Source organism: Kitasatospora mediocidica KCTC 9733 (assembly GCF_000744225.1).
In the GTDB taxonomy this organism is placed as follows: Bacteria; Actinomycetota; Actinomycetes; order Streptomycetales; family Streptomycetaceae; genus Kitasatospora; species Kitasatospora mediocidica.
On sequence record NZ_JQLN01000006.1, the window covers coordinates 391,248 to 409,577 of the forward strand.

Annotated in this window: 23 protein-coding genes and 1 pseudogene; 9 read left to right on the top strand and 15 right to left on the bottom strand. The window is 70.7% G+C overall.

All coding sequences use genetic code 11. From position 1 onward, the window contains the following. Nucleotides 1-15: 15 nt before the first annotated feature. Entirely contained in the window at nt 16-1,014 is a 999-nt protein-coding gene (locus BS80_RS28035; RefSeq protein ID WP_035803343.1) for a cyclase family protein, read from the bottom strand. Between the two features lie 8 nt (nt 1,015-1,022). Further along, nucleotides 1,023-2,840 (bottom strand): glycoside hydrolase family 15 protein, encoded by a 1,818-nt coding sequence (locus tag BS80_RS28040; protein WP_035803345.1) that lies wholly within the window; start codon nt 2,838-2,840, stop codon nt 1,023-1,025. Nucleotides 2,841-2,991: 151 nt separating this feature from the next. Here BS80_RS28040 and BS80_RS28045 point away from each other — a divergent pair, with 151 nt between their 5' ends. Together BS80_RS28045 and BS80_RS28050 are read left to right on the top strand one after the other, a co-directional pair. Then, a complete protein-coding gene (locus tag BS80_RS28045) occupies nt 2,992-3,519 on the top strand; it encodes a GNAT family N-acetyltransferase (RefSeq protein WP_051967409.1) in 528 nt (175 codons plus the stop codon). A 47-nt stretch (nt 3,520-3,566) separates the two neighbouring features. Continuing rightward, nucleotides 3,567-4,121: a protein-tyrosine phosphatase family protein gene (locus BS80_RS28050; protein WP_157536641.1), complete on the top strand. Its 555-nt coding sequence runs from the start codon at nt 3,567-3,569 to the stop codon at nt 4,119-4,121. Between the two features lie 119 nt (nt 4,122-4,240). Here BS80_RS28050 and BS80_RS28055 read toward each other — a convergent pair whose 3' ends face one another. The 5 genes from BS80_RS28055 to BS80_RS28075 form a co-directional block, all read right to left on the bottom strand. Then, complete coding sequence (locus BS80_RS28055; RefSeq protein WP_051967410.1) at nt 4,241-5,353, bottom strand: methyltransferase domain-containing protein; 1,113 nt, start codon at nt 5,351-5,353, stop codon at nt 4,241-4,243. 271 nt (nt 5,354-5,624) lie between these two features. After that, nucleotides 5,625-6,473: a helix-turn-helix domain-containing protein gene (locus BS80_RS28060; RefSeq protein WP_035803351.1), complete on the bottom strand. Its 849-nt coding sequence runs from the start codon at nt 6,471-6,473 to the stop codon at nt 5,625-5,627. Nucleotides 6,474-6,510: 37 nt separating this feature from the next. After that, nucleotides 6,511-6,972 (bottom strand): DUF6879 family protein, encoded by a 462-nt coding sequence (locus BS80_RS28065; protein ID WP_408607438.1) that lies wholly within the window; start codon nt 6,970-6,972, stop codon nt 6,511-6,513. After that, on the bottom strand, nt 6,965-7,276 hold the full coding sequence (locus BS80_RS28070; protein WP_035803355.1) for a hypothetical protein: 312 nt from the start codon (nt 7,274-7,276) through the stop codon (nt 6,965-6,967). Before BS80_RS28070 ends, BS80_RS28065 begins: the two co-directional genes overlap by 8 nt. Before the next feature lie 404 nt (nt 7,277-7,680). Beyond that, complete coding sequence (locus BS80_RS28075) at nt 7,681-7,896, bottom strand: KTSC domain-containing protein (RefSeq protein WP_035803357.1); 216 nt, start codon at nt 7,894-7,896, stop codon at nt 7,681-7,683. Between the two features lie 218 nt (nt 7,897-8,114). On the opposite strand from BS80_RS28075, the gene BS80_RS41165 reads away from it, so the two are divergent. Continuing rightward, a complete protein-coding gene (locus BS80_RS41165; RefSeq protein WP_157536643.1) occupies nt 8,115-8,270 on the top strand; it encodes a hypothetical protein in 156 nt (51 codons plus the stop codon). Between the two features lie 394 nt (nt 8,271-8,664). Continuing rightward, a complete protein-coding gene (locus BS80_RS43645) occupies nt 8,665-8,799 on the top strand; it encodes a hypothetical protein (protein ID WP_269676131.1) in 135 nt (44 codons plus the stop codon). A gap of 9 nt (nt 8,800-8,808) precedes the next feature. On the opposite strand, the pseudogene BS80_RS28080 reads toward BS80_RS43645, so the two are convergent. Further along, nucleotides 8,809-9,393: pseudogene (locus tag BS80_RS28080) on the bottom strand (DDE-type integrase/transposase/recombinase); the annotation flags it as partial. Nucleotides 9,394-9,951: 558 nt separating this feature from the next. Here BS80_RS28080 and BS80_RS28085 point away from each other — a divergent pair. The 4 genes from BS80_RS28085 to BS80_RS28100 all read left to right on the top strand — a co-directional run bounded on the left by BS80_RS28085 (nt 9,952) and on the right by BS80_RS28100 (nt 14,731). Further along, nucleotides 9,952-10,140 carry a hypothetical protein gene (locus BS80_RS28085; RefSeq protein WP_035803359.1) on the top strand — a complete coding sequence of 63 codons (189 nt, stop codon included), beginning with the start codon at nt 9,952-9,954 and terminating at the stop codon, nt 10,138-10,140. 539 nt (nt 10,141-10,679) lie between these two features. After that, nucleotides 10,680-11,186 carry an HAD domain-containing protein gene (locus BS80_RS28090; RefSeq protein ID WP_035803360.1) on the top strand — a complete coding sequence of 169 codons (507 nt, stop codon included), beginning with the start codon at nt 10,680-10,682 and terminating at the stop codon, nt 11,184-11,186. A 195-nt stretch (nt 11,187-11,381) separates the two neighbouring features. Next, nucleotides 11,382-11,867, top strand: a complete 486-nt coding sequence (locus BS80_RS28095) for a hypothetical protein (protein WP_232246673.1) — start codon at nt 11,382-11,384, stop codon at nt 11,865-11,867. Nucleotides 11,868-11,881: 14 nt separating this feature from the next. Beyond that, entirely contained in the window at nt 11,882-14,731 is a 2,850-nt protein-coding gene (locus BS80_RS28100; protein ID WP_035803364.1) for a M48 family metalloprotease, read from the top strand. Between the two features lie 43 nt (nt 14,732-14,774). Here the strand turns inward: BS80_RS28100 and BS80_RS28105 are convergent, their stop codons facing one another. The 6 genes from BS80_RS28105 to BS80_RS28130 form a co-directional block, all read right to left on the bottom strand. Then, the gene (locus BS80_RS28105; RefSeq protein WP_035803367.1) at nt 14,775-15,464 is read right to left on the bottom strand and encodes a DUF6445 family protein; all 690 of its coding nucleotides are present in this window, start codon (nt 15,462-15,464) and stop codon (nt 14,775-14,777) included. Between the two features lie 112 nt (nt 15,465-15,576). Beyond that, nucleotides 15,577-15,954, bottom strand: coding sequence for a fic family toxin-antitoxin system, toxin component (locus tag BS80_RS28110; RefSeq protein ID WP_232246674.1), 378 nt, complete (start codon nt 15,952-15,954; stop codon nt 15,577-15,579). Further along, nucleotides 15,951-16,163: a hypothetical protein gene (locus BS80_RS28115; RefSeq protein WP_035803370.1), complete on the bottom strand. Its 213-nt coding sequence runs from the start codon at nt 16,161-16,163 to the stop codon at nt 15,951-15,953. Before BS80_RS28115 ends, BS80_RS28110 begins: the two co-directional genes overlap by 4 nt. A gap of 10 nt (nt 16,164-16,173) precedes the next feature. Then, nucleotides 16,174-16,533 (bottom strand): hypothetical protein, encoded by a 360-nt coding sequence (locus BS80_RS28120; protein ID WP_035803372.1) that lies wholly within the window; start codon nt 16,531-16,533, stop codon nt 16,174-16,176. A gap of 70 nt (nt 16,534-16,603) precedes the next feature. Continuing rightward, on the bottom strand, nt 16,604-16,819 hold the full coding sequence (locus tag BS80_RS28125) for a hypothetical protein (RefSeq protein ID WP_035803374.1): 216 nt from the start codon (nt 16,817-16,819) through the stop codon (nt 16,604-16,606). 53 nt (nt 16,820-16,872) lie between these two features. Beyond that, a complete protein-coding gene (locus tag BS80_RS28130; protein WP_035803376.1) occupies nt 16,873-17,445 on the bottom strand; it encodes a TetR/AcrR family transcriptional regulator in 573 nt (190 codons plus the stop codon). 132 nt (nt 17,446-17,577) lie between these two features. Here BS80_RS28130 and BS80_RS28135 point away from each other — a divergent pair, with 132 nt between their 5' ends. Beyond that, nucleotides 17,578-18,000 (top strand): nuclear transport factor 2 family protein, encoded by a 423-nt coding sequence (locus BS80_RS28135; protein ID WP_035803378.1) that lies wholly within the window; start codon nt 17,578-17,580, stop codon nt 17,998-18,000. A gap of 52 nt (nt 18,001-18,052) precedes the next feature. Here BS80_RS28135 and BS80_RS28140 read toward each other — a convergent pair whose 3' ends face one another. Then, nucleotides 18,053-18,277, bottom strand: a complete 225-nt coding sequence (locus tag BS80_RS28140; protein ID WP_035803380.1) for a hypothetical protein — start codon at nt 18,275-18,277, stop codon at nt 18,053-18,055. Nucleotides 18,278-18,330: the final 53 nt, after the last annotated feature.

Sequence of the window (18,330 nt, forward strand, 5' to 3'; positions counted from 1 at the left end):
CGGGCGGCGGGGTGTTCAGAGCAGGGCGGTCGGGCTGACCGGGGAGCCGGTCGCGCCCGGCAGCCGCAGCGGCGCGACCACGCACAGGAACGTCCAGCGGCCCAGCCGCGCGCAGGTGCGGGCCAGCTCGTCCAGGTCCAGGTAGTCCAGCAGGTGCAGGCCCATCGCCTGGACGGCCAGGACGTGCACCGGGTACGCCTCGCCCGCCACCGGGCTGGGCGCGGTGTCGCTGTTGCCGTCGCACCCGAGGACGGCGACCCGCCGCTCGGCCAGGAACTCCAGTGCGGACGGATGCAGTCCGGCCCGGGCGGCGCTCACGTCCCAGGGGCCGAGCTCCGCGCGGCGCCTGCGGTGGCCGGTGCGCACCAGCAGCAGGTCCCCCGCGGTGACGGGTGCCCGCTGGGCGGCCTCGGCGGCCCGCAGGTCCTCGGCGCCGACCGCCTCGCCGGGCTCCAACCAGGCCGCCGCGCGCAGCCGGGGGATGTCGAGCAGCACGCCGCGTCCGGCCAGCGCGCCGCCGAGCGCGTCGAGGACGTCGAGCGAGAGCGCGCTCGCGCCGGCGGCGGTGACCGTGGCGGCGGGCACGTTGCCGTACAGGGTGCCGTCGTAGCTGACGTGGCAGAGCGCGTCGAGGTGGCTGTCCACGTCGCCGTGCACGTTCATGGCGAAGCGGTCGCGGGCGAACGCCAGGCCCGGTGGGGCGTCTTGGCGCTCGCGGGTGGGAAGGGCGGGCGGCGTCGGCGGCGTGGGCAGGGCGGGCGGCGTGGGCAGGGCGGGCGGCGTGGGCAGGGCGGTCATCCGGTGCTCGGCCGGTTCGGGGTTGTCCGGTGCGGCGGTGGTTTCCACCCGGGCGCCCAACGCGACCGCGAGGCCGTCGCGCACCAGCGCGGCGGCGGCCGCCGTCCGGGCGGGGGTCAGCGCCGTGAGCGCGCCGCGTTCGGGGTCCGCCCAGGCGTTCGCGGCGCGCAGCCGGGCGTGCAGCTCGCGGAAGGCGGCCGGGGTGAGCTGGCTCATCGGGGTGCTCAGACGCCCTTGAGGTCCAGCGCCTCGTCCAGCGTGCTGGCCGCCATGATCAGTGACAGATGCGTGAACGCCTGGGGGAAGTTGCCCAGTTGCTCACCGGTGGGCCCGATCTCCTCGGCGAACAGGCCGACGTGGTTGGCGTAGGTGAGCATCTTCTCGAAGGCGAAGCGGGCCTCCTCCAGCCGCCCGGCCCGGGTCAGGGCGTCCACGTGGAGGAACGTGCAGAGGCTGAACGTGCCCTCCGAGCCGCGCAGTCCGTCGGGTGAGGCCGCCGGGTCGTAGCGGTAGACCAGGCTGTCGGAGACGAGCCTGCGGTTCATCGCGTCCAGCGTGCTCAGCCAGTCCGGATCGGTGGCCGACAGGAACCCCACCCGGGGGATCAGTAGCAGGGAGGCGTCCAGCACCTCGCTGCCGTAGTGCTGGACGAGCGCCTGCTGGGACGGGTTCCAGCCGTGTTCCATGACCTGCTCCAGGACGGCGTCGCGGGCGGCCGTCCAGCCCGGCAGGTCGGCGGGGCGACTGGAGTCCCGCGCCAGTTTCAGGCCGCGGTCGAAGGCGGTCCAGGTCATCACCCGGCTGTAGGTGAAGTGCTGTTGACCGCCGCGGGTCTCCCAGATGCCCTCGTCGGGGCGGTCCCAGGAGGTGGCGAGCCAGTCGAGCATCCGCGCGATGGCGCGCCAGGCCCGGTGGGTCGGCTGGGTCTCGCTGCCGCGCTCCTGCGCGAGGGCGTAGAGGGCCTCGCCGTAGATGTCGAGCTGGAGTTGGTCCGCCGCGCCGTTGCCGAGCCGGACCGGGTACGAGGCGCGGTAGCCCTCCCAGTGCTCCAGGACCTCCTCGGTCAGGTGCGGGTCGCCGTCCACCCGGTACATGATCTGCAACGGCTCGGCCGCCGTGCCGCGTTGCTCGGTGAGGCGGTCGGTGAGCCAGTCGGTGAACGCCGTCGCCTCCTGGGAGAACCCCAGGTCCAGCAGCGCGCGCACGGAGAGCGAACCGTCCCGGATCCAGGTGTAGCGGTAGTCCCAGTTGCGCTCGCCGCCGATCTGCTCGGGCAATCCCATGGTCGCCGCGGCGATCGGCGCGCCGGTGGGCAGGTAGGTGAGCAGCTTGAGGGTGATGGCCGAGCGGTTCACCATGTCCGGCCAGCGGCCGCGGTAGCGCGAGGTGCGGAGCCAGGCCTGCCAGAAGTCGATGGTGTCCCACAGCTGTTCGGTCAGCGAGGCGTTGGTGGGCGGCTCGGGGGAGGGGCCGTCCGGGGCGCAGAGGGTGAGCACGGCGCCGGCCGTCTCGCCGGCGCCGAGCGTGATCGTGCCCTGCACGTCCTCGCCGTCGCGCTCCAGCGGGAAGGTGGCCTGCAGATGGGCGTCCAGACCGAGGGAACGGAACCGCGCACCGGTGTCGTCCAGGTCGAGTTCGTGGTCGGCGCGTCCGTAGTCGAAGCGCGGGCGGCACTCCAGCGTGAAGGTGACCTGGCCGCGCATGCACCGCACCACCCGGATCAGCGTGTGCCGGTCGCTGGCCACCCGGATGCGGTGCGGCGGCATCCAGTCGAGCACCTCGCCGACCCCGTCCGGCGACATGAACCGGGTGACCAGGACGGCGGTGCCCGGGTAGTACAGCTGCTTGCAGCAGCCGTCCGGATGGTCCGGCGAGAGCCGGAAGTACCCGCCGCGATCGTGGTCCAGGAGGGCGCCGAAGATGCTCGGCGAGTCGAACCTGGGCGCCGAGAACCAGTCGACGACGCCTTCGGACGACACCACGGCGGTGGTCTGCAGATCGCCCACCAGGCCGTGGTCGGCGATGAGGGGGTAGCGCTGCACGGGGGCCTCCGAACCTCGGTGGGCGGGCCTGCCGGACCCCCGTCTCCACTATCCGGCAGGAGCCCCGCCGGCGCGCGACGGCGAGGGGTGACCGTGGGTGGTGGCCTGGGTGACGCTCCGCGTCCGGCACGTCCGGGCCTACGATCGGGGGATGTCTGCCTCCGTCCCCTCACCCGCTGGACCGCCCGCCGCCCCGGCAGCAGCCCCGGCCCCGGTGCTGCGCCGGCTCGACCTGACGGACGAGGCCACCGCCCGCGCCGTGCACCGGGTCGCCCGCCGCGGCTATGCTGTCGAGGCCGCGCTGATCGACTTCGACGGCATCCCCCCGCTGCACGAGAGCCTGGCGGAGCTGCGCGCCCAACCACTGTGCTGGCTCGGAGCGGTGACGCGGGACGGCGAGCTCGCGGCGTTCGTCGGGTGGGCGGAGCCCGCGGGCGGGGGCGTCATCGACATCGACCGGGTCTGCGTCGATCCGCGCTGGTTCCGCGCCGGCCTGGCCTCCCGGCTGCTCAGCCACCTGCTGACCGAACTCCGCCCGGACACGGACGCGCTGGTGAGCACCGGCGCGCGGAACCTCCCGGCGGTGCGGCTCTACGAGCGGCTCGGGTTCGCGCCGCTCGACGTCGTCGAGCCGGTCCCCGGCCTGCGCCTGGCCCGGTTCCGGCTGACCCGCTCGTGAACCCCTCCCCCTTTCTCTCCCTTCGACCGACCGAAAGCGCTGGTGACATGCGACCCACCCTCTTCACCGTCGAACACCCCGGCCCGGGCAGGCTGAGCACCATGGCCAAACCCCGTGGAGGCGACTGGCTGGACGACGAGATGACCGCGCTGCGCGGCTACGGCGTCGACACGCTGGTCTGCGCGCTCACCCCGCCCGAGCTGGCGGAACTCGGACTGGTCGACGAGCCCCGCGCCGCCGTGGCCGCCGGGCTGCGGTTCGTCGCGATACCGATCCCCGACCGCACCGTCCCCGACCACCCCACCGTCCTGCCCACCCTGCGGGAACTCGCCGCGGAACTGGCCGGCGGCGCCCGCATCGTGACCCACTGCCGTGCTGGCATCGGACGCTCCTCCCTCCTCGCCGCCTCCCTCCTCATCCTCAACGGCGTCGCCCCGCACACAGCCTGGGCCCGCCTGGAACGAGCCCGCGGCCTCGCCGTCCCGGACACGGACGAGCAACGCGACTGGACGATGGACCTGGCCGCCGCCAGGGCCTGGCACGAAGGCCGTAGTGGTGATTCCGACGGTTCGGCAACCGATCCCGGCCGACGGCCGTCCTGACGATCAGTAGATCGATCACCACCGCACGGGAGCCCTGTGTCGAATTGTGCACCTGACCAGCTCGGAGCCCCGTCCGGGCGCCACGGGGGACGATGCGCGGGTGGGGCGGTCCGGGCCCGCTAGTTGACCGGGTTGTCGGGGGTGTCCAGCCAAACGGCCTGGTCGCCGTCAGCGGTCACAGTGACCCCGAAGCGGGTCAGCTCGGGCTTGCCCTCCTCCAGCCACCACAGACGGGCCCGCGTGATCTCGTCCCACAGTCGACGTGGCCCGGCTTGCTGGACCGCGCCTTCGTCGTCCCACTCCTTGTACCGGACGGAGGCCCAGGAGCCCCGGCCGTCGGTCAGTTGCATCCGGTAGGTCAGCGCGGGGTCCTGCTCGTCCCACGTGTGCATATAGCGCGCGCCCGGCACCAGCAGGCCGACGGCGAACGCGGCGTGCACGCTTTCGTTGGCAAGTTCCGGGTCCATGCGCGACGCGCCCCGCGAGTCCGGGGCCGTCTCGGGACGGGCCGCCTCCTGCGGGCGCTGAGCACGGACCCACATGAAGCTGACGCTCTCCATGAACCGACCGTGTGACGGCCCGCCCTTCTCGCCGACTTCCAGCCGCAGCAGGCCCGCGTTGGCGTATGGCGTACCCCACGGGGTCACGATCACTCCGCTAGGGCGGGTCTGCTCGATCCACGCGCGCGGCACCCGCTGGACAGCGGCCGTCGAGTGGATGCGGTCGAAGGGGGCGGACGGCAGCCACCCGGCAAGGCCGTCACCGATAACGCTCACGGGCTTGCAGCCCGCTGCTGACAGGCTCTTGCGGGCCGCGTGGCCGACTGCAGGGTCCACCTCGATCGTTGTCACGTTCGACTCGCCGAGCCGGGCGGAGAGGAGGGCTGCGGTCCACCCTGTCCCGGTGCCCACGTCCATGACCGTGTGCCCGTCGGCGACGTCCAGGTGCCCGAGCATGCCCGCGACCAGGGCGGGCAGGGAGGCCGAAGACGTGGGTACTCCGGGCCCGTCCGGGATGCCGTCGTCAAGCTGTGTGACCACAACTCCGTTGGAGTTGGCCAACTCCTCCCATTGGTCCGGCTCGTCAGCCTTGCGGAGCAGTCGGAATCCGCTCGGGCTGTCCTCATCCGGGGCCCACACCTCGTCAGGGATGAAGGCAGAGCGCGGGGCGCACTCGAACGCGCCTCGCCACTCCTCGCCCAGGTCGCCGGCCTCGGTCAGCTGCGCGAGCAACTGTGCGTAGTTGTCCATCAGTTGCTGCCGATCACTTGCTCGGGGCCGGGGGGACCGGCTTGTTCCATTGGCCGTCCGACTCCTTGGGGCTCTGGCCCTTGTCCCCGCTCGAACCGCCCTTGCCGTCTCCGTGCTTGCCCATGGGTGGGGTCTCCTCTCTCTCCTCGCACGGTGGGTCTCACGGCTCGCTACCTCCAGTGCGATCCCGTCAGCAGGAAGGTAGGGATTGGGGAGCCCGACCCGCGAGCAAGTTGCACGACCTTGCACGGATTCACCCGAGGGCGGCTATGGCCGACGTGATGAGCGCACGTGCCTGGGCACCGTAGACCGCGAGGCGTTGCAGTTCGCCGAACGCCCGGATGTAGTCGGCGATCTCGCTGGGCTGGGTGACGTTGACCTCAGCTGTCAGCGTCTCCACGACGGCATGCCGATCGTCGTACAGATAGAACGCTTCGAGGGGCCACATGCCACGCTGTGCTGTGGACGGGATGACCCCCAGCGACAGCGAGGCCAACGGCATCACCGCCAGCAGGTAACCGAGTTGACCGGCCATGGTCTCCGCGTCACCGATCCGGGAGCGGAGCACCCATTCCTCTACCAGCACCGCGAACCTGTGCCTGCCCTCGTGCAGGAGTCGCCCTCTCGCCGCCCTCGCGGCAACGGCGGCGGCCACATCATCAGGGGTCCCCTGGAACTTCGTGATGGAGCGCATCAGGGCCGTTGCGTACTCGGGGGTCTGGAGGAAGCCGGGAACGACATTGGAGACGTACGTCCGGCACAACTCCGCCCGCTCGTGGAGCGCGTAGAAGTCCTCCTGCACCTGGCGCATCCCTGCGCGGTGCAGCCGACGCCACTCCACGTACATGGACTCGACCGCTCGCGACATGGCGATCAGGTCATTCGACTGGTCAGCCGCTGCGCAAGCAGTGCACCACGCCCGAATGTCGGCGTCGGACGGAGGAGTTCGCGCACTCTGGATGCGGGAGACCTTCGAAGGGTTCCACCCGCACCGGAGCGCCAGCTGTTTACCCGTCAGGCCGGCATCTCTGCGGAGCTCGACAAGGCGGTTGGCAAGAGCAAGACGCGCCGCTTGCGCGCTTGATGACGGAGACGTCGGCATAGGTCTGGCGGTCCGGTGCTCGCAGGGGAGGGGTGGGTCAGACGCTGTACTTGTCGTGCGGGGTGCCACGCTCCCACACAGCCTCGAACGCGGAGGAGACGAGACGAACCGTCGCGGGGTCCTCAGAGAAGGAGAACCCGGGCTCGGCCCAGTCGCCGTACCCCGTGAAGAAGTGGAACAGCGCCAGCTTGCCGTCGATCAGCCAGAAGTCGTTCCCCGGCAGCGCGATGTCCGATGCCTGACTCCTCGGCAGCCACCGAACCAGTTCCCCCGCCGCCAGGTTCATCGGGGTCACCGCGTGCTCCCAGCGGATGTAGTCGGTCACCGGCTCGGACACGATCCGGGCCCGCCGCATGACCACGCCACGACCGACCGTCTCACGGACGAGTCCCAGCCACTCGGGCCACCACGACGCTTCGGGGTCAAGGTCGATCTCGCCGGTGCGGGCGAAGCGGTCGATCTCCTCGGCCTCGTCGCCCACGGCGTAGGCGTCACGCATCTCCAGATGAACCGCTGTCCTCTGAGCACTCCTCAGCAGAGCGGTGAAGTCGGGCACGTTCGACACGTTCGACAGCCTCCTTCAGGATCGGCACCATGCGGGCCGGGATACGGATCACGGACTCATGAGCGGGAATCCCGAGCGTATGGCCGGGAACCCACTCGGTCCCTGCGATCTTCTCGCAGAGCGTGTCATCGGCCGTCCAGCTTTGCACGATGATCTCCTCCGTCTCGTCCTCGACCCACACGGTAGGGGAGCCTCCGCCGCCGGTGTTGGGGTCGATGCCCACGAAATCCAGTGCCATGACGATCTCCAACCTCTGTGGAGTTGTTGCAGGGACGTGCACCACCGTCAGCCCTGTGAGTCAGCACCACAACCCCGCATGCACGAAATTGCACGAACCCGGCCAGAGTCACACCCCTAAGGCACCTCCACGCAAGATGAGCCGGACTCCTCGGTTGCTTGGTCGTCTGGGCCGCAGACGCGACACCAATCGCTGATGTCCTGCTTCGCGCGCTCCACCGCGCCGACCCGGCCCGCACCGGTCCGACTTACATAAAGCGGGGTCTTCAAGCTCAGGGCAGAGTCAAATCCCCGCGCCGGTGAATCTCCGTTGAGTGAACCGGCTGACCGTTGTCATCTGCCCGTGTCTATTCGCCGAGTCTGCGACTGCTGGCAGACTCGCTGACGCTGCGTCGGCTGCTTCGCTTACCGGACCCGGGCCCAGCTGTATCTGGCCCTCTTGACGAACCGATCGAAATATCTGCCTTTGCTGGGAGCTGTCATGAGTCGCTGGTGTACGACCGCCGGAACGCCAGAGTACTGGTAGGCCCTGCCGTCCAGGAACTGCACCTCAAGCAGGCTGGCTATCGGGTCATAACCGACGGCCGCAAGGTCTGACGATCTGACAGGTACAAGCTGCATAGCAGACCTCTGATCTCCTACAGAGTATTTCAGAGCCGATATCCCCTCATATTCCCTAGCGCAAACTGGACTTAGCCTTTCGTAGCACAGGGTAATTGCGAGAATTCCAAGAGTAGCGGTATGGGTAGGTTGATCCCGATCCAAGTGGATCGGGAGTGATCGCTCGACGATGAGGACGAAGGACAACGGGGAGTCCCGGCGGCGAGGAAGCCGGGCGCGTGCACATCCGAGTGCTTCCCGACACCTCGGACTTCCGCCGGCGCCTGAAGCAGCACCTGGAGATGCTGGAGAAGTACACCAAACTCAAGGTCAAGTTGGACCTTGACGCCGGGGGGCGTGACCGCTCGTCTGCGGGAGCTGACCCGCGACCGTAGCGTCCGGGTCAACGTCGTCGCCGACACCGGCGAGGCCGCTGACCGGATCGCTGCGCTCACCCGCGAGCGACGAACCCGGGTCCGGACCGATGCGGACACTGCGCCGGCCCAGGCCCAGATCAGGGCGTTCACTGGACGCTATTGGCGGCTCGGGGCTAACGTCGACCTCGCCCGAGGTGAGCTCGGCAGGGTCAGGTTTGGTCTACGGGAGGTCGGTTAGGGGGCTGCGAGGTCGCCCGCAACTTCGGCCGCCTCTTCACGCTCTCGATCGAGCAGACGGCCTCAGCCCTCCAGGGCATCGGCTCGGGTGTCGCCCGGGCTGATCGGCGTCCTGGTGCTGGCGGCCCTGCCCGTCCTGCCGCTTGGCCTTGCGGCCGTCGCGGCGGCCGGGTAGATGAAGAACCTCGGCAAGAAGGCCGAGGAGGCGATGCAGGCCGCCTCGGAGGCGCTGAAGCCTGCAACTGCCGCCATCCACAGGAAGTTTGGCGGTGTGGTCAGGGGCCTGACGGCCTGGTTCCGCCAGGCCTAGCTGTACTGGCCCGTGAGGTTTGGGGACGCGGCTGGCGGGTGACTGTCCCTTGAGTGCGGTGTGTCCGCGGTGGTGGTTGTAGGCGTGGAGCCTCCCGGAGTAGGCGTCGCGTCGTTCCTGCTCGGTGCGGTCGGGCCGTGCGTAGGCCCATTCGTCGAGCAGGGTGCGGTTGAAGCGTTCGACTTTGCCGTTGGTCTGGGGCCGGTAGGGCACGGGTGCGTTTGTGGTTGACCCCGGCGGCGGCCAGGACGTCGCGCCAGGGGTGGGACGTGTAGCAGGAGCGTTGTCGGTCAGCACGGGCTGGACGGTGATCCCGGCCTGGGCAAAGAAGTCCTGGGCGCGGCCCCAGAACGCGGCTGCGGTCTCCTTGCACTCGTCCTAGAGGATCTCGCTGTAAGCCAGGCGGGAGTGGTCGTCGACGGCGTTGTGCAGGTAGGAGTAGCCGGCGCCGGAACGGTTCTTGCGCGCGGCCGCCCGGCCGAGGACCTGGTGGCCGCCGTCGTCGGGGACGTTGCCGAGCTTCTTGATGTCCACGCGGAGCAACTCGTCTGGCGCCGCGTGCTCGTAGCGTCGGATCGGCCGACTTGTGGCGCGTCGGCGTGCTCCGGACCTGCTGACAGTGGACGAGCGCGAGGCCGCCGAGCAAGCGGCGAACGCTCGCGTCGAGGCAGAGGTGCCGGGATTCTCAGACACCTTGCGGTCGATGACGTAGGCGTGGATGCCGAAAATTCGTCTTACGCGCGCAAGACGAATTGCCCACGAAACTAACTCCGATCTAACTCCGCTCCAGGCGGTCGCACTCCGATCGACTACCCATAACCGCACCAGTGCGGTTATGGGCGGCAGCGCTAGATTTAAAAATCTTCTGACCTGTGGTGACGCCTGACCATTGACCACGACAGAAGATCCAAAAAGGTGCGACGGTGTCAGTTCAGATTGGCATCTACGGAGTGCTTATGGCCGCCTAGGGGCGGTAGGCCGGATACATCATCCCAGCCCTGACCTGCGACTACGCAGACGTCAAATCGCTGATTTTGAGAGATATCTGAAGCTGCGTAGGATTCCACACAGCGGAACGGGCCACCCCGGGCATGGGGTGACCCGCTTGCTCCGTCATGCGGTCTAGCAGCCACAGAGAGGAACCCCCTCATAATGTCACAGCCCATCTTGGACTCCTCCTCGCCAGGGGAGCGGCCGGTCACGTGGAAGGACGTCGCCGTTTACGCGCATGGCGCGCTGACCACGGCATCCCTGCACCACCAACTCGGCTGGCCGGTGGCTACCGCCTCGATCGTCGGGGCGACCGGTCCGATGTTGTGGGCGCTGCTGCGTCGTCGGTGAAGCCGACCGGCAGTGAAGATGACCCAGGGCAGTGCCTAACCTAGTTGCTGCCCGCCCCCACCCTGGCCGTCAACTGATGGCCAGGGCTTCTTCATGCCCAACCTGGGCGCCAGCCTGTCGGCCCTCGCGGGTGCCTTCAACAGTGCGCGGCGTCACGTAGGTGGTGTTCGGCGAGGCGGAGCGCGGCGTCCCTCCTGGGGTCCAACTCGATTGCCAGCGCGACGAAACCGACCTGTAGGTGGACGGAAGCGCCATGATGCTCGTTACGGACATGGGTCAACTCGGCTTCCAGCGCAGCGGTTCGGGTGTCTCGCTGGTTCGCGTCGGGCTCTGGCCGGCGTTCAGGCTCGGCCTCGTTCGGCGGGGGGCTCGATGCGTCCGACATGGGAGGGTTCAGGGTGGGCGACGCCGCCCGGTATCGCCTCGGCGGTGACGCCCCGCATCCGGGACGTAGCGGTGATTCCGACGGTTCGGCAACCGGTTCCCGCCGACGGGCGTCCTGGCGATCAGGAGATCGATCACCACCGCACGGGAGCCCTGTGTCGAAGCCCTTGCTCTACCTTGACGTCGACGGTGTCCTGAACCCGGTTGAGCCGCACCCGGTCACGGACTTCGACGCCCACAGTGTGCTCGACTTCCGTGTCCTGCTCTCTCCACGGCACGGTGACTGGCTTCGCGAGCTGGAGCAGGTCTACGAGCTTTGCTGGGCCACTACTTGGGAGGAGGACGCCAATACCCACCTCGCGCCGCTGCTCGGGTTGCCGCCACTGCCCGTGGTGCGGTTCGCGGGCTACCGGCCGCAGGCCGGGGATCCGCGGGTTCGTCTGATGGAGCTGCTCTCCGGTGCCAAGTGGGCGCCTCTGCTGCGTCACGCGAACGGGCGGCCGTTCGCGTGGCTGGACGATGTCATGCCGTTCCGGCTGGTGCGCAACTCGCTCCTGCGGCGTGACCGGCTGCTGCTCCCGGTCAACCCGTATCAGGGGCTTGAGCGTCAGCACGTCGACCGGTTGCTCGATCGTCCGCCGCGGCGCCGGCTCTGGACATGAGCCGGCGGTCCGGGGAGCATGTGCGACGAGCGTGACAGCGGTGGTCCGGCGTGGAGTTGAGGCGTTGGCGGCTTGTCACTCGTCACGTCACGTCCATTCAGGGGGTGGCGAGTCACGCAGGGGGCGCAGATGAATGCGGGGGCGGCTTCGTCCGGTCGTGGGAGTGACGCGACGGGGCAGGTAAGGGTGCGGGACGTGGTGCGCGATGTGGTGGCTGAGACCGCGCCGACGGAACTGGTGCTGGTGGACGGCCTGACTCGGTTCGATGACGCCACGGCGGTGCGGCGGCTGCGCCCGCAGGGTGGGCGGCGGGAGCCGCTGGGGTTCGGGCTGGGGGAGATCGTGACGCTCGTGACGCCGGTGGTGTGGCTGGCGCTGGACGAGACGGCCAAGAAGCTTGCCGAATCCGCGGTGGACGCGGGTGTCAAGGGCGGTCGGGCGGTGTTTCGCAGGGTGTTGCGCAGGCCGGCCGCGCCGGCGGTCATTCCACCGTTGACTCCCGGGCAACTCGCCGAGGTGCGCGCGCGGGTGCTCGAGACCGCGTCCCACCGCGGGGTGGCGGCGGAGCGTGCCGAGGCGATCGCCGACGCGGTGGTGGCCAGGCTGGCGCTGGCGGCGCCGGGCCCGGGTGCGGACCCGGAGGGTCCGTCCGGGCCGGCCGGCGACGGTACCCCGAGCTAGCGCCGGGGTTCGCGATGACCACGGAGCTTCCCCGGGTCAGGCTGGACGAACGGGCCATGGTGGCCGGCACGACCACGCGTTTCGCCCTGCTCGTCGTCCTGATACTCGTGAGCAGCAGCGCGATGCTGCCACTGGCCTTCGCCGGCGCCGGACTCAACGAGGGCGACGAGTGCCTGCTGGCGGCCGGCGGTGTCGCCGGCGAGGCGCCGTCTGCCGACGTGACCCACAGCGCCGCCTACCGGTCCTGCCTCGCCCATCATGCGTTGCTTCCCTCGTGGGTCTCCCCTGCGGTGCCCGTCATTCTGGTAGTCCTGGCGTGCGGGTTGTTCCTCGTGCTGCCGCTCTGGAGGACGCGCCGCAACCGGGTCGTCCCCCTGGCGGCGGTGGATCACGACGGCCTGATTCTGCGTCAGCTGGAACAGCTGGCAGCAGTGGCCGGGTTGGCGCGGGTGCCGCGGGTCGTGGTGGATCCGGGTACCGCCTCGACCGGTGCCGTGGTGTTCGGCAGCAACCGTCGGCCCACGGTGTGCCTGCACGGCGGTCTGCTCGCCCGGAGGGCCACGGCGCCACGGGACTTCGAGGCGGTCCTGCTGCACGAGCTGGCCCACATCCGCAACGGTGACGTCACCCTCACCTACGCCACGGTCGCTCTGTGGCGGACGTTCATCGCCGCCGTCCTCGTGCCCTACGCGGTGGGATTCGCGGTCCTCATCCTCACCGCGTTGCAGAAGCCGCAGCCGTACCAGATCGGGCTTCCGGCCTGGCGCGCCCTCGTGCTCCCGCTGCTCATGACGGTGGTCGTCTATCTCGCGCGATCGGACGTGCTGCGCAACCGGGAGCTCCACGCCGACCTGGCCGCCGCCCGATGGGGGGCGGACCCGCACATCTGGGGCGCCGTCGCACCCGCACCGCCCGCGCGGGTGCTGAGCCGCGCGCTGCGTGCGTTCGCCGAGCTCTGGCGTACGCACCCGCGATGGGACCTGCGCAGGGAGGCGCTGGCGGACTCCGCGTCGCTGTTCGGTGTGCCCGCGCTGCCGATGTTCCTGACGGGGGTCGCCGCCGTCCTGGTGAACGGCCAACTGTGGGACCTGAGCGTGCCCGGACTGGTTGATCAGTGGGCGTGGAACCTGGTGATGGCGCTCGTGCCCGCCGCACTGGTCAGCGGGGTCGTGGGTGTCGCCCTGTGGCGCGGGGTGGTCCACCGGCTGCTCACGACAGGAGGTGGCTTCTCCGGGGCCTGGGCAGGCTTTTGGCTGGGCGTCGGGATGACGGTCGGTGAGGTGTTCGCGAACCGGATCGCGCTCTACCGGTGGCTGCCCGGCGAGCCCGTCGTCGTGCTGCTGGTCGTGCTCGCGGGCATGACGTTCGCCTGGTGGGTCGCCCAGTGCGCCCGCCTGTGGGCCACCGCCTGGCGCGGGCGGACGATCCACCCGCCGATGGCGCTGGTCCTGGCGGGGGCGTGCCTGGCGCTGTGCGCGTGGTTCTGGTGGTGGCAGGACTACGGGGTGATCCTGGCGAATGAGCGGGGACTGCTGAGCCATCCGCTCGGCCCAGGAGGCGGTCCGCATCTGGCGGATCCCACCGGGCAGTACGCCGGGACCCTCGCCGCGATCGTGATCGCGGTGTCGTTGATGGCAACCGCCGTCGCCGTCCCGCTCGCGCTGCCGGCGGTCGCCGTGCTCTGGGTGATACCGCTGCTGGCATGGGCGGTTCGCGCACGGCCCAGGGGCTGGGTGCACCGCGCCGTCCCGGGAGTCGACGACTCGGCCGCCCACGGCGAACCGCTGCCACCCCTGCGTGGCGTGCTGTTCGCCGGACTGCTCGGCGGGGTCCTGTGCTGGGCCGTCGTCGCGGGTGTGAAGGCCTTCATGCACGGGTGGCAGCCACCGGCCCGGCTCCGCGGACTCACCGCCGCCATCCTGTTCCAGGACTGGGTGAGTGTCGCCATCCTGGCGGGAGCCGCGGTCGCGGCCGTCGTCGCGACGCTGCTCGTCCACCGCTACCAGCTGCTCGCCGCGCTCGTCGCGGCCCACACCGCCGTGCTGGCGGGCTACGCCGGGATGCTCGTGCTGTCCGCGTCGGACGGCTGCATCCAGGCTCTCGCCGTGTTCGCCACCGCCTGCGAGTGGCAGCCGGCCGCGATCTGGCAGGGCTTCCAGTACCTCCTGAGCATCCTGCTCGTCCTCGCCACCGTCGTGGCCATCGCCACGGCGGCCGTCACGTCGGTGGTCCGGCGGTTGCTGCGGCGGGTCCCACGGCGACGGACCCGCTTCGCGGGCTTCGCGCCCGACAGGAGCGAGCTCCGGGGACTGGCCGTCCGCCGCCTGACCGTCGGGCTGCTGTGCGCCGGGGCGATCGGGGTTCCCGCCGCCGATCTGATCGTCCCGTTGCCCCAGGGCACCGGCGCTGCCGCGCAGGACGCGAAGCCCTCCGCGAATCCGGTCCTCGCCTCCCAGACACTGTCGGAGCAGTCGGACGCCTGGTACAACCTGGGCGGCCGGGCCCTGATTCTGCGCTACAACGCGACCATCGTCCGGCTGCACGACGTCTCAGAGGAGGCGAGCCACTCCGCGGACGGCGACGCCCTGATCATGGCCCGGCTCCCGTCGATCTGCGCCGACTTCGGAAGACTCGGGCAGGACGCGAAAGCGTACTTCAGCACCCCGGCCGCCGAGGTCAGGCCGAGCTGGCAGACCTTCGTCACGATGCTGGCGACGAGCAGTCAGGAGTGCCTGAGCGGCCTGGACCAGGACGACGCCACCAGGGTCGCCGCCGCACTGCAGGACCTCCCGCAGGCGACGGATGCGCTGGACGAGGTGATCACCTGGGTGAGCGCCGGGGAGTCCGTCCTCAAGGGGAGTTAGCGAGGGCGGGCGGGATCCGTCAGGCCGTCCGTCAGGCCGTCCGTCAGGCCATCCAGAAGAAGACCGCCGTCATGCGCTTGTCCTCCAGGGTGGTGCCGCAGTAGCCGGTGGCGCTGTGGATCAGGTTGGCCTTGTAGAGCAGCAGGCGGTTGTACTTGGGCGGGACGTTCACGTCCTCGGTGAAGGCGTCGGGCGCGACGAACCGGGTGCCCAGCGCCTCCACCAGGTTGTGGTGCGGGGCCGTCACCAGGTTGCCGCCGAGGACGCCGCCGGGAGCGCTCTGGCGGTAGAAGGCGGTGCCGCAGTCCTTGCGGGCCTGCGGGTTGAGGTAGAGCACCGCGGCGTAGCGGCACAGGGCGCGGGAGTCGGTGTGCGGGCGCGGTTCGCACTCGCCCTCGCCGACCACCTGGACGCAGTTGTGGTTGAGGGTCCCGAGGGTCCCGCCGCCGGGGGCCGTCTGGGGCCAGATCCGCCGTTCGCCCGTGGACTTGAGGACCAGCCGTTCCACGCGGGCCAGTTCGTCCGGTTCGAGGCCCGGCATCGTGCGCAGGCCCGGCCAGCTCTCGGGCTTGTGCGGGTAGCCCTCGATCCAGTCGTCCTTGGCCAGGCAGCGCGACCGTACGGCGTCCGGGTCCGCCAGCACGTCGTCCAGCACCCAGTAGTCGCGCCCGCGGGTGGGCTTGCGGTACGGGAGGGTCGGCAGCGCCTGGGGCCTGCGTGGGGGTGGCGGCATGCGCCGACCCTACCGTCCGAACCGGCTGCCGGTCCCGTCGCGAACTGGTCAACTTTGCTGCGGAGCGGTGCTGTTGGACGGGCCCGCGGAGGCCCGCCCGGCCCGCCGGGGGTCAGTCGTGCCAGCTCCGCAGCAGGTCGGCGATGTCGGCGGCGGTGGTGTGGGGGTGCCGGAGCGCGGTGGCCAGGGCGGTGATCCGGTCCTGGTCGATCGTCACCGGGACGCCGTCGGCCCGCAGGTAGCCGTGCGCGACCGCGACGGCCACGCGCAGGTTGGCGTGCTCCAACCAGGGCAGTCGGCCCAGCGTGTGGGCCAGGGCGGCGGCCCGCGCGAACCGGTCGGCGTAGACGTCGCGGCCGGCCAGGACGGCCCGGTGCCGCTCGACCGCGGCCAGTGCCACACCGTGGTCGAGCGCGGCGGGGTCGTGCGGGCCGGCCCGTTCGACGACGTCCAGGATCCAGGAGAGGTCGACGTGCGGGGCGGGGATCACGCCGCGTTCTCGATACGGTCGATCAGATCGCCGTAGCCGTCCAGGATCTCCTGAGCGCCGGCCAGGAAGGCGGCCCGGACCCGCTCGTTGTCGTCCCGGATCAGCTGGGCAACGTAGTCGTTCACCGGGATCCGCCGGGTCTCGGCGGCCTGCTTGGCCATGTCGGCGACGGAGTCGTCCATCCGCAGGTTCACTTGGGTCTTCGCCATGGCACGGAAGCTACCACGTGGTATCAGGTGCGGTAAGAGGCGTGGGGGAGGCGTTGGCGGTGCGGATCCAGCGGGCGAGGGCCCGCACGAGCTCCGGGCTGAGCTTGGCCGCCTGGCGCAGGACATCGACGTCGCCGAGTTGGAGCGGCACGTCGGCGTCGTCCAGCGCGGTGGCCAGGGCCGCCCAGCTGTCGACGTGCAGCGGGACGTGCAGGGTGTCGAGGGCGAGGGCCGCACCGGTCCGGGCCGGTGCGGCCTCGGTCCGCCGGGCGCTCGCCGGGGCAGGGGGGCTCTGCGGGCGGGGCAGGCGCAGGGACCAGTTCTCGCGCGGGTCGGGCAGCGGCCGGCGGGCGCCGGTGTGGCGGATCACCCATGTCCAACGACGCGGCGGCCCTCCGGGACACGGGGGCAGCCGCGGTCGGGGAGCGGGCCGGGACGGCCTAGGCCTCGTACTCCCCGAGCTGGACGCGGACGATCAGCCGGGCCTTGTACAGCTGCTGGAGGTCGCGGCGGACGGTGCGCTGCTCGGGCATGGGGTCGTACGTCTGCTGAGCCCGGCGCCAGTCCCAGGTGCCGCCGCCCTGCCGCATGGTCTGCAACAGCTTCTGGCGACGCTCGGTGGCTGAGGTGGTGGGGGTGCTCTGCTGGTCGGTCATGCACTCATTCTCTCGCACGATCGTGCGGGTGTTCTCCATCGGCCCGACGGTGGTCAGGGCATCGACAGGAGCGCCCGGGCGGCGGCCTGGGCCTGGCGGGCCGGCTCGGACGTCCCGGTGATCGCGGCGGTGGTGATCGCGCCCTCGGTGAGCAGGGCGAGCTGGGCCGCGAGCCGGTCCGCGCGGGCGGCGTCGGCGCGGGCGGGTGTGGTCTGCCGGGCCAGTTCGGCCAGATAGCGGTGGAAGGCGGCCTTGTGGTCGGCGACCGCCTCGACGACGCCGGGGGAGCTCGCGCCGAGTTCGCCGAAGGCGTTGACGAACGCGCAGCCGCGGAACTCCGGTTCGGCGAACCAGCCTTCCAGCCAGTCGAAGACGGCCAGGACGCGCCCGCGCGGGTCGGGCCGGGCGTCCGCGTACCGGGACAGCGACAGCAGCCAGCTGGTGTCGCGCCGACGCAGGTAGGCCTCCACCAGGTCGGTCTTGGAGGGGAAGAGCTGGTAGAGGCGTTTGAGCGGGATGCCGGAGGCGCTGCGGATCTCGTCCATGCCCACGCTCTGCACGCCGCGGGCGTAGAAGAGCGACTCGGCCGCGTCGAGTGCGGCCGTCCGCGCGGTGTCCGGATCCACTGTCGCCACTGCCTGCCACCCCTGTCCGTGCGTCGCCTGCGTCCGAGTGCGCCGCCTACTTGAGAACCACCGTTCTCCTAGCGTACCGTCGATCGCGAGAACGCTCGTTCTCGCCACAGTGAGGAGTCCGCCATGACCGTCCGTCCGCCCGCCCCTCCCTTCACCGAACAGACCGCGCGGCAGAAGGTGCAGGCCGCCGAGGACGCCTGGAACAGCCGCGACCCCGAGCGCATCGCGCTCGCCTACACCGAGGATTCCGAGTGGCGCAACCGTGACCGGTTCCTCACCGGCCGCGCGGAGATCGTCGCGTTCCTGCGCGACAAGTGGCAGCGCGAGCTGGACTACCGGCTGCGCAAGGAGCTCTGGGCCTTCACCGGTGACCGCATCGCGGTGCGCTTCGAGTACGAGTGGCACGACGCCGCCGGCCAGTGGTGGCGCAGCTACGGCAACGAGAACTGGGAGTTCGACGCCGACGGCCTGATGCGCAAGCGCTTCGCGAGCATCAACGACCTGCCCATCGACGAGGCCGAACGCCGGGTCCTGGCACCGGAGTAGGGCATACGGCTGCGGCACGCCCCGCCTGGGGTGAGGCGTGCCGGGGACCGGTTCAGTGGCCGAGCAGGCCGGCCAGGTCGGAGCCGAGGTTGGCGACCTTGGTGAGGTCCCCGACGTCGCTGATGCCCCCGACGGGGATGCTGTAGGTATGGCCTCCGCGCGAGGGGGAGGGGTAGGCGGTGGTGTTGGCGGCCGCCGCGGTCGCGGTCGTGGCGGCGGCCAGGGCGGCGGCGCCGAGCAGGGCGACGGCGAGGGCGGTTCGGACGGCGGTGCGCATCGGGGCCTCCGTGGGTAGCGGGTGTCGCGCTGTCTAACCGTCGCCGCGCTGCG

What these genes read in the sequence shown, in the direction of transcription:
- BS80_RS28065 (WP_408607438.1), bottom strand. Translation starts at nt 6,972, where the DNA reads ATGCGTGACGCCTACGCCGTGGGCGACGAGGCCGAGGAGATCGACCGC.
- BS80_RS28100 (WP_035803364.1), top strand. Translation starts at nt 11,882, where the DNA reads ATGACCACGGAGCTTCCCCGGGTCAGGCTGGACGAACGGGCCATGGTG.
- BS80_RS28140 (WP_035803380.1), bottom strand. Translation starts at nt 18,277, where the DNA reads ATGCGCACCGCCGTCCGAACCGCCCTCGCCGTCGCCCTGCTCGGCGCC.
- BS80_RS28085 (WP_035803359.1), top strand. Translation starts at nt 9,952, where the DNA reads ATGTCACAGCCCATCTTGGACTCCTCCTCGCCAGGGGAGCGGCCGGTC.
- BS80_RS28060 (WP_035803351.1), bottom strand. Translation starts at nt 6,473, where the DNA reads ATGCCGACGTCTCCGTCATCAAGCGCGCAAGCGGCGCGTCTTGCTCTT.
- BS80_RS28050 (WP_157536641.1), top strand. Translation starts at nt 3,567, where the DNA reads ATGCGACCCACCCTCTTCACCGTCGAACACCCCGGCCCGGGCAGGCTG.
- BS80_RS28075 (WP_035803357.1), bottom strand. Translation starts at nt 7,896, where the DNA reads ATGCAGCTTGTACCTGTCAGATCGTCAGACCTTGCGGCCGTCGGTTAT.
- BS80_RS28070 (WP_035803355.1), bottom strand. Translation starts at nt 7,276, where the DNA reads ATGGCACTGGATTTCGTGGGCATCGACCCCAACACCGGCGGCGGAGGC.
- BS80_RS28125 (WP_035803374.1), bottom strand. Translation starts at nt 16,819, where the DNA reads ATGACCGACCAGCAGAGCACCCCCACCACCTCAGCCACCGAGCGTCGC.
- BS80_RS43645 (WP_269676131.1), top strand. Translation starts at nt 8,665, where the DNA reads ATGAAGAACCTCGGCAAGAAGGCCGAGGAGGCGATGCAGGCCGCCTCG.
- BS80_RS28115 (WP_035803370.1), bottom strand. Translation starts at nt 16,163, where the DNA reads ATGGCGAAGACCCAAGTGAACCTGCGGATGGACGACTCCGTCGCCGAC.
- BS80_RS28035 (WP_035803343.1), bottom strand. Translation starts at nt 1,014, where the DNA reads ATGAGCCAGCTCACCCCGGCCGCCTTCCGCGAGCTGCACGCCCGGCTG.
- BS80_RS28135 (WP_035803378.1), top strand. Translation starts at nt 17,578, where the DNA reads ATGACCGTCCGTCCGCCCGCCCCTCCCTTCACCGAACAGACCGCGCGG.
- BS80_RS28105 (WP_035803367.1), bottom strand. Translation starts at nt 15,464, where the DNA reads ATGCCGCCACCCCCACGCAGGCCCCAGGCGCTGCCGACCCTCCCGTAC.
- BS80_RS28045 (WP_051967409.1), top strand. Translation starts at nt 2,992, where the DNA reads ATGTCTGCCTCCGTCCCCTCACCCGCTGGACCGCCCGCCGCCCCGGCA.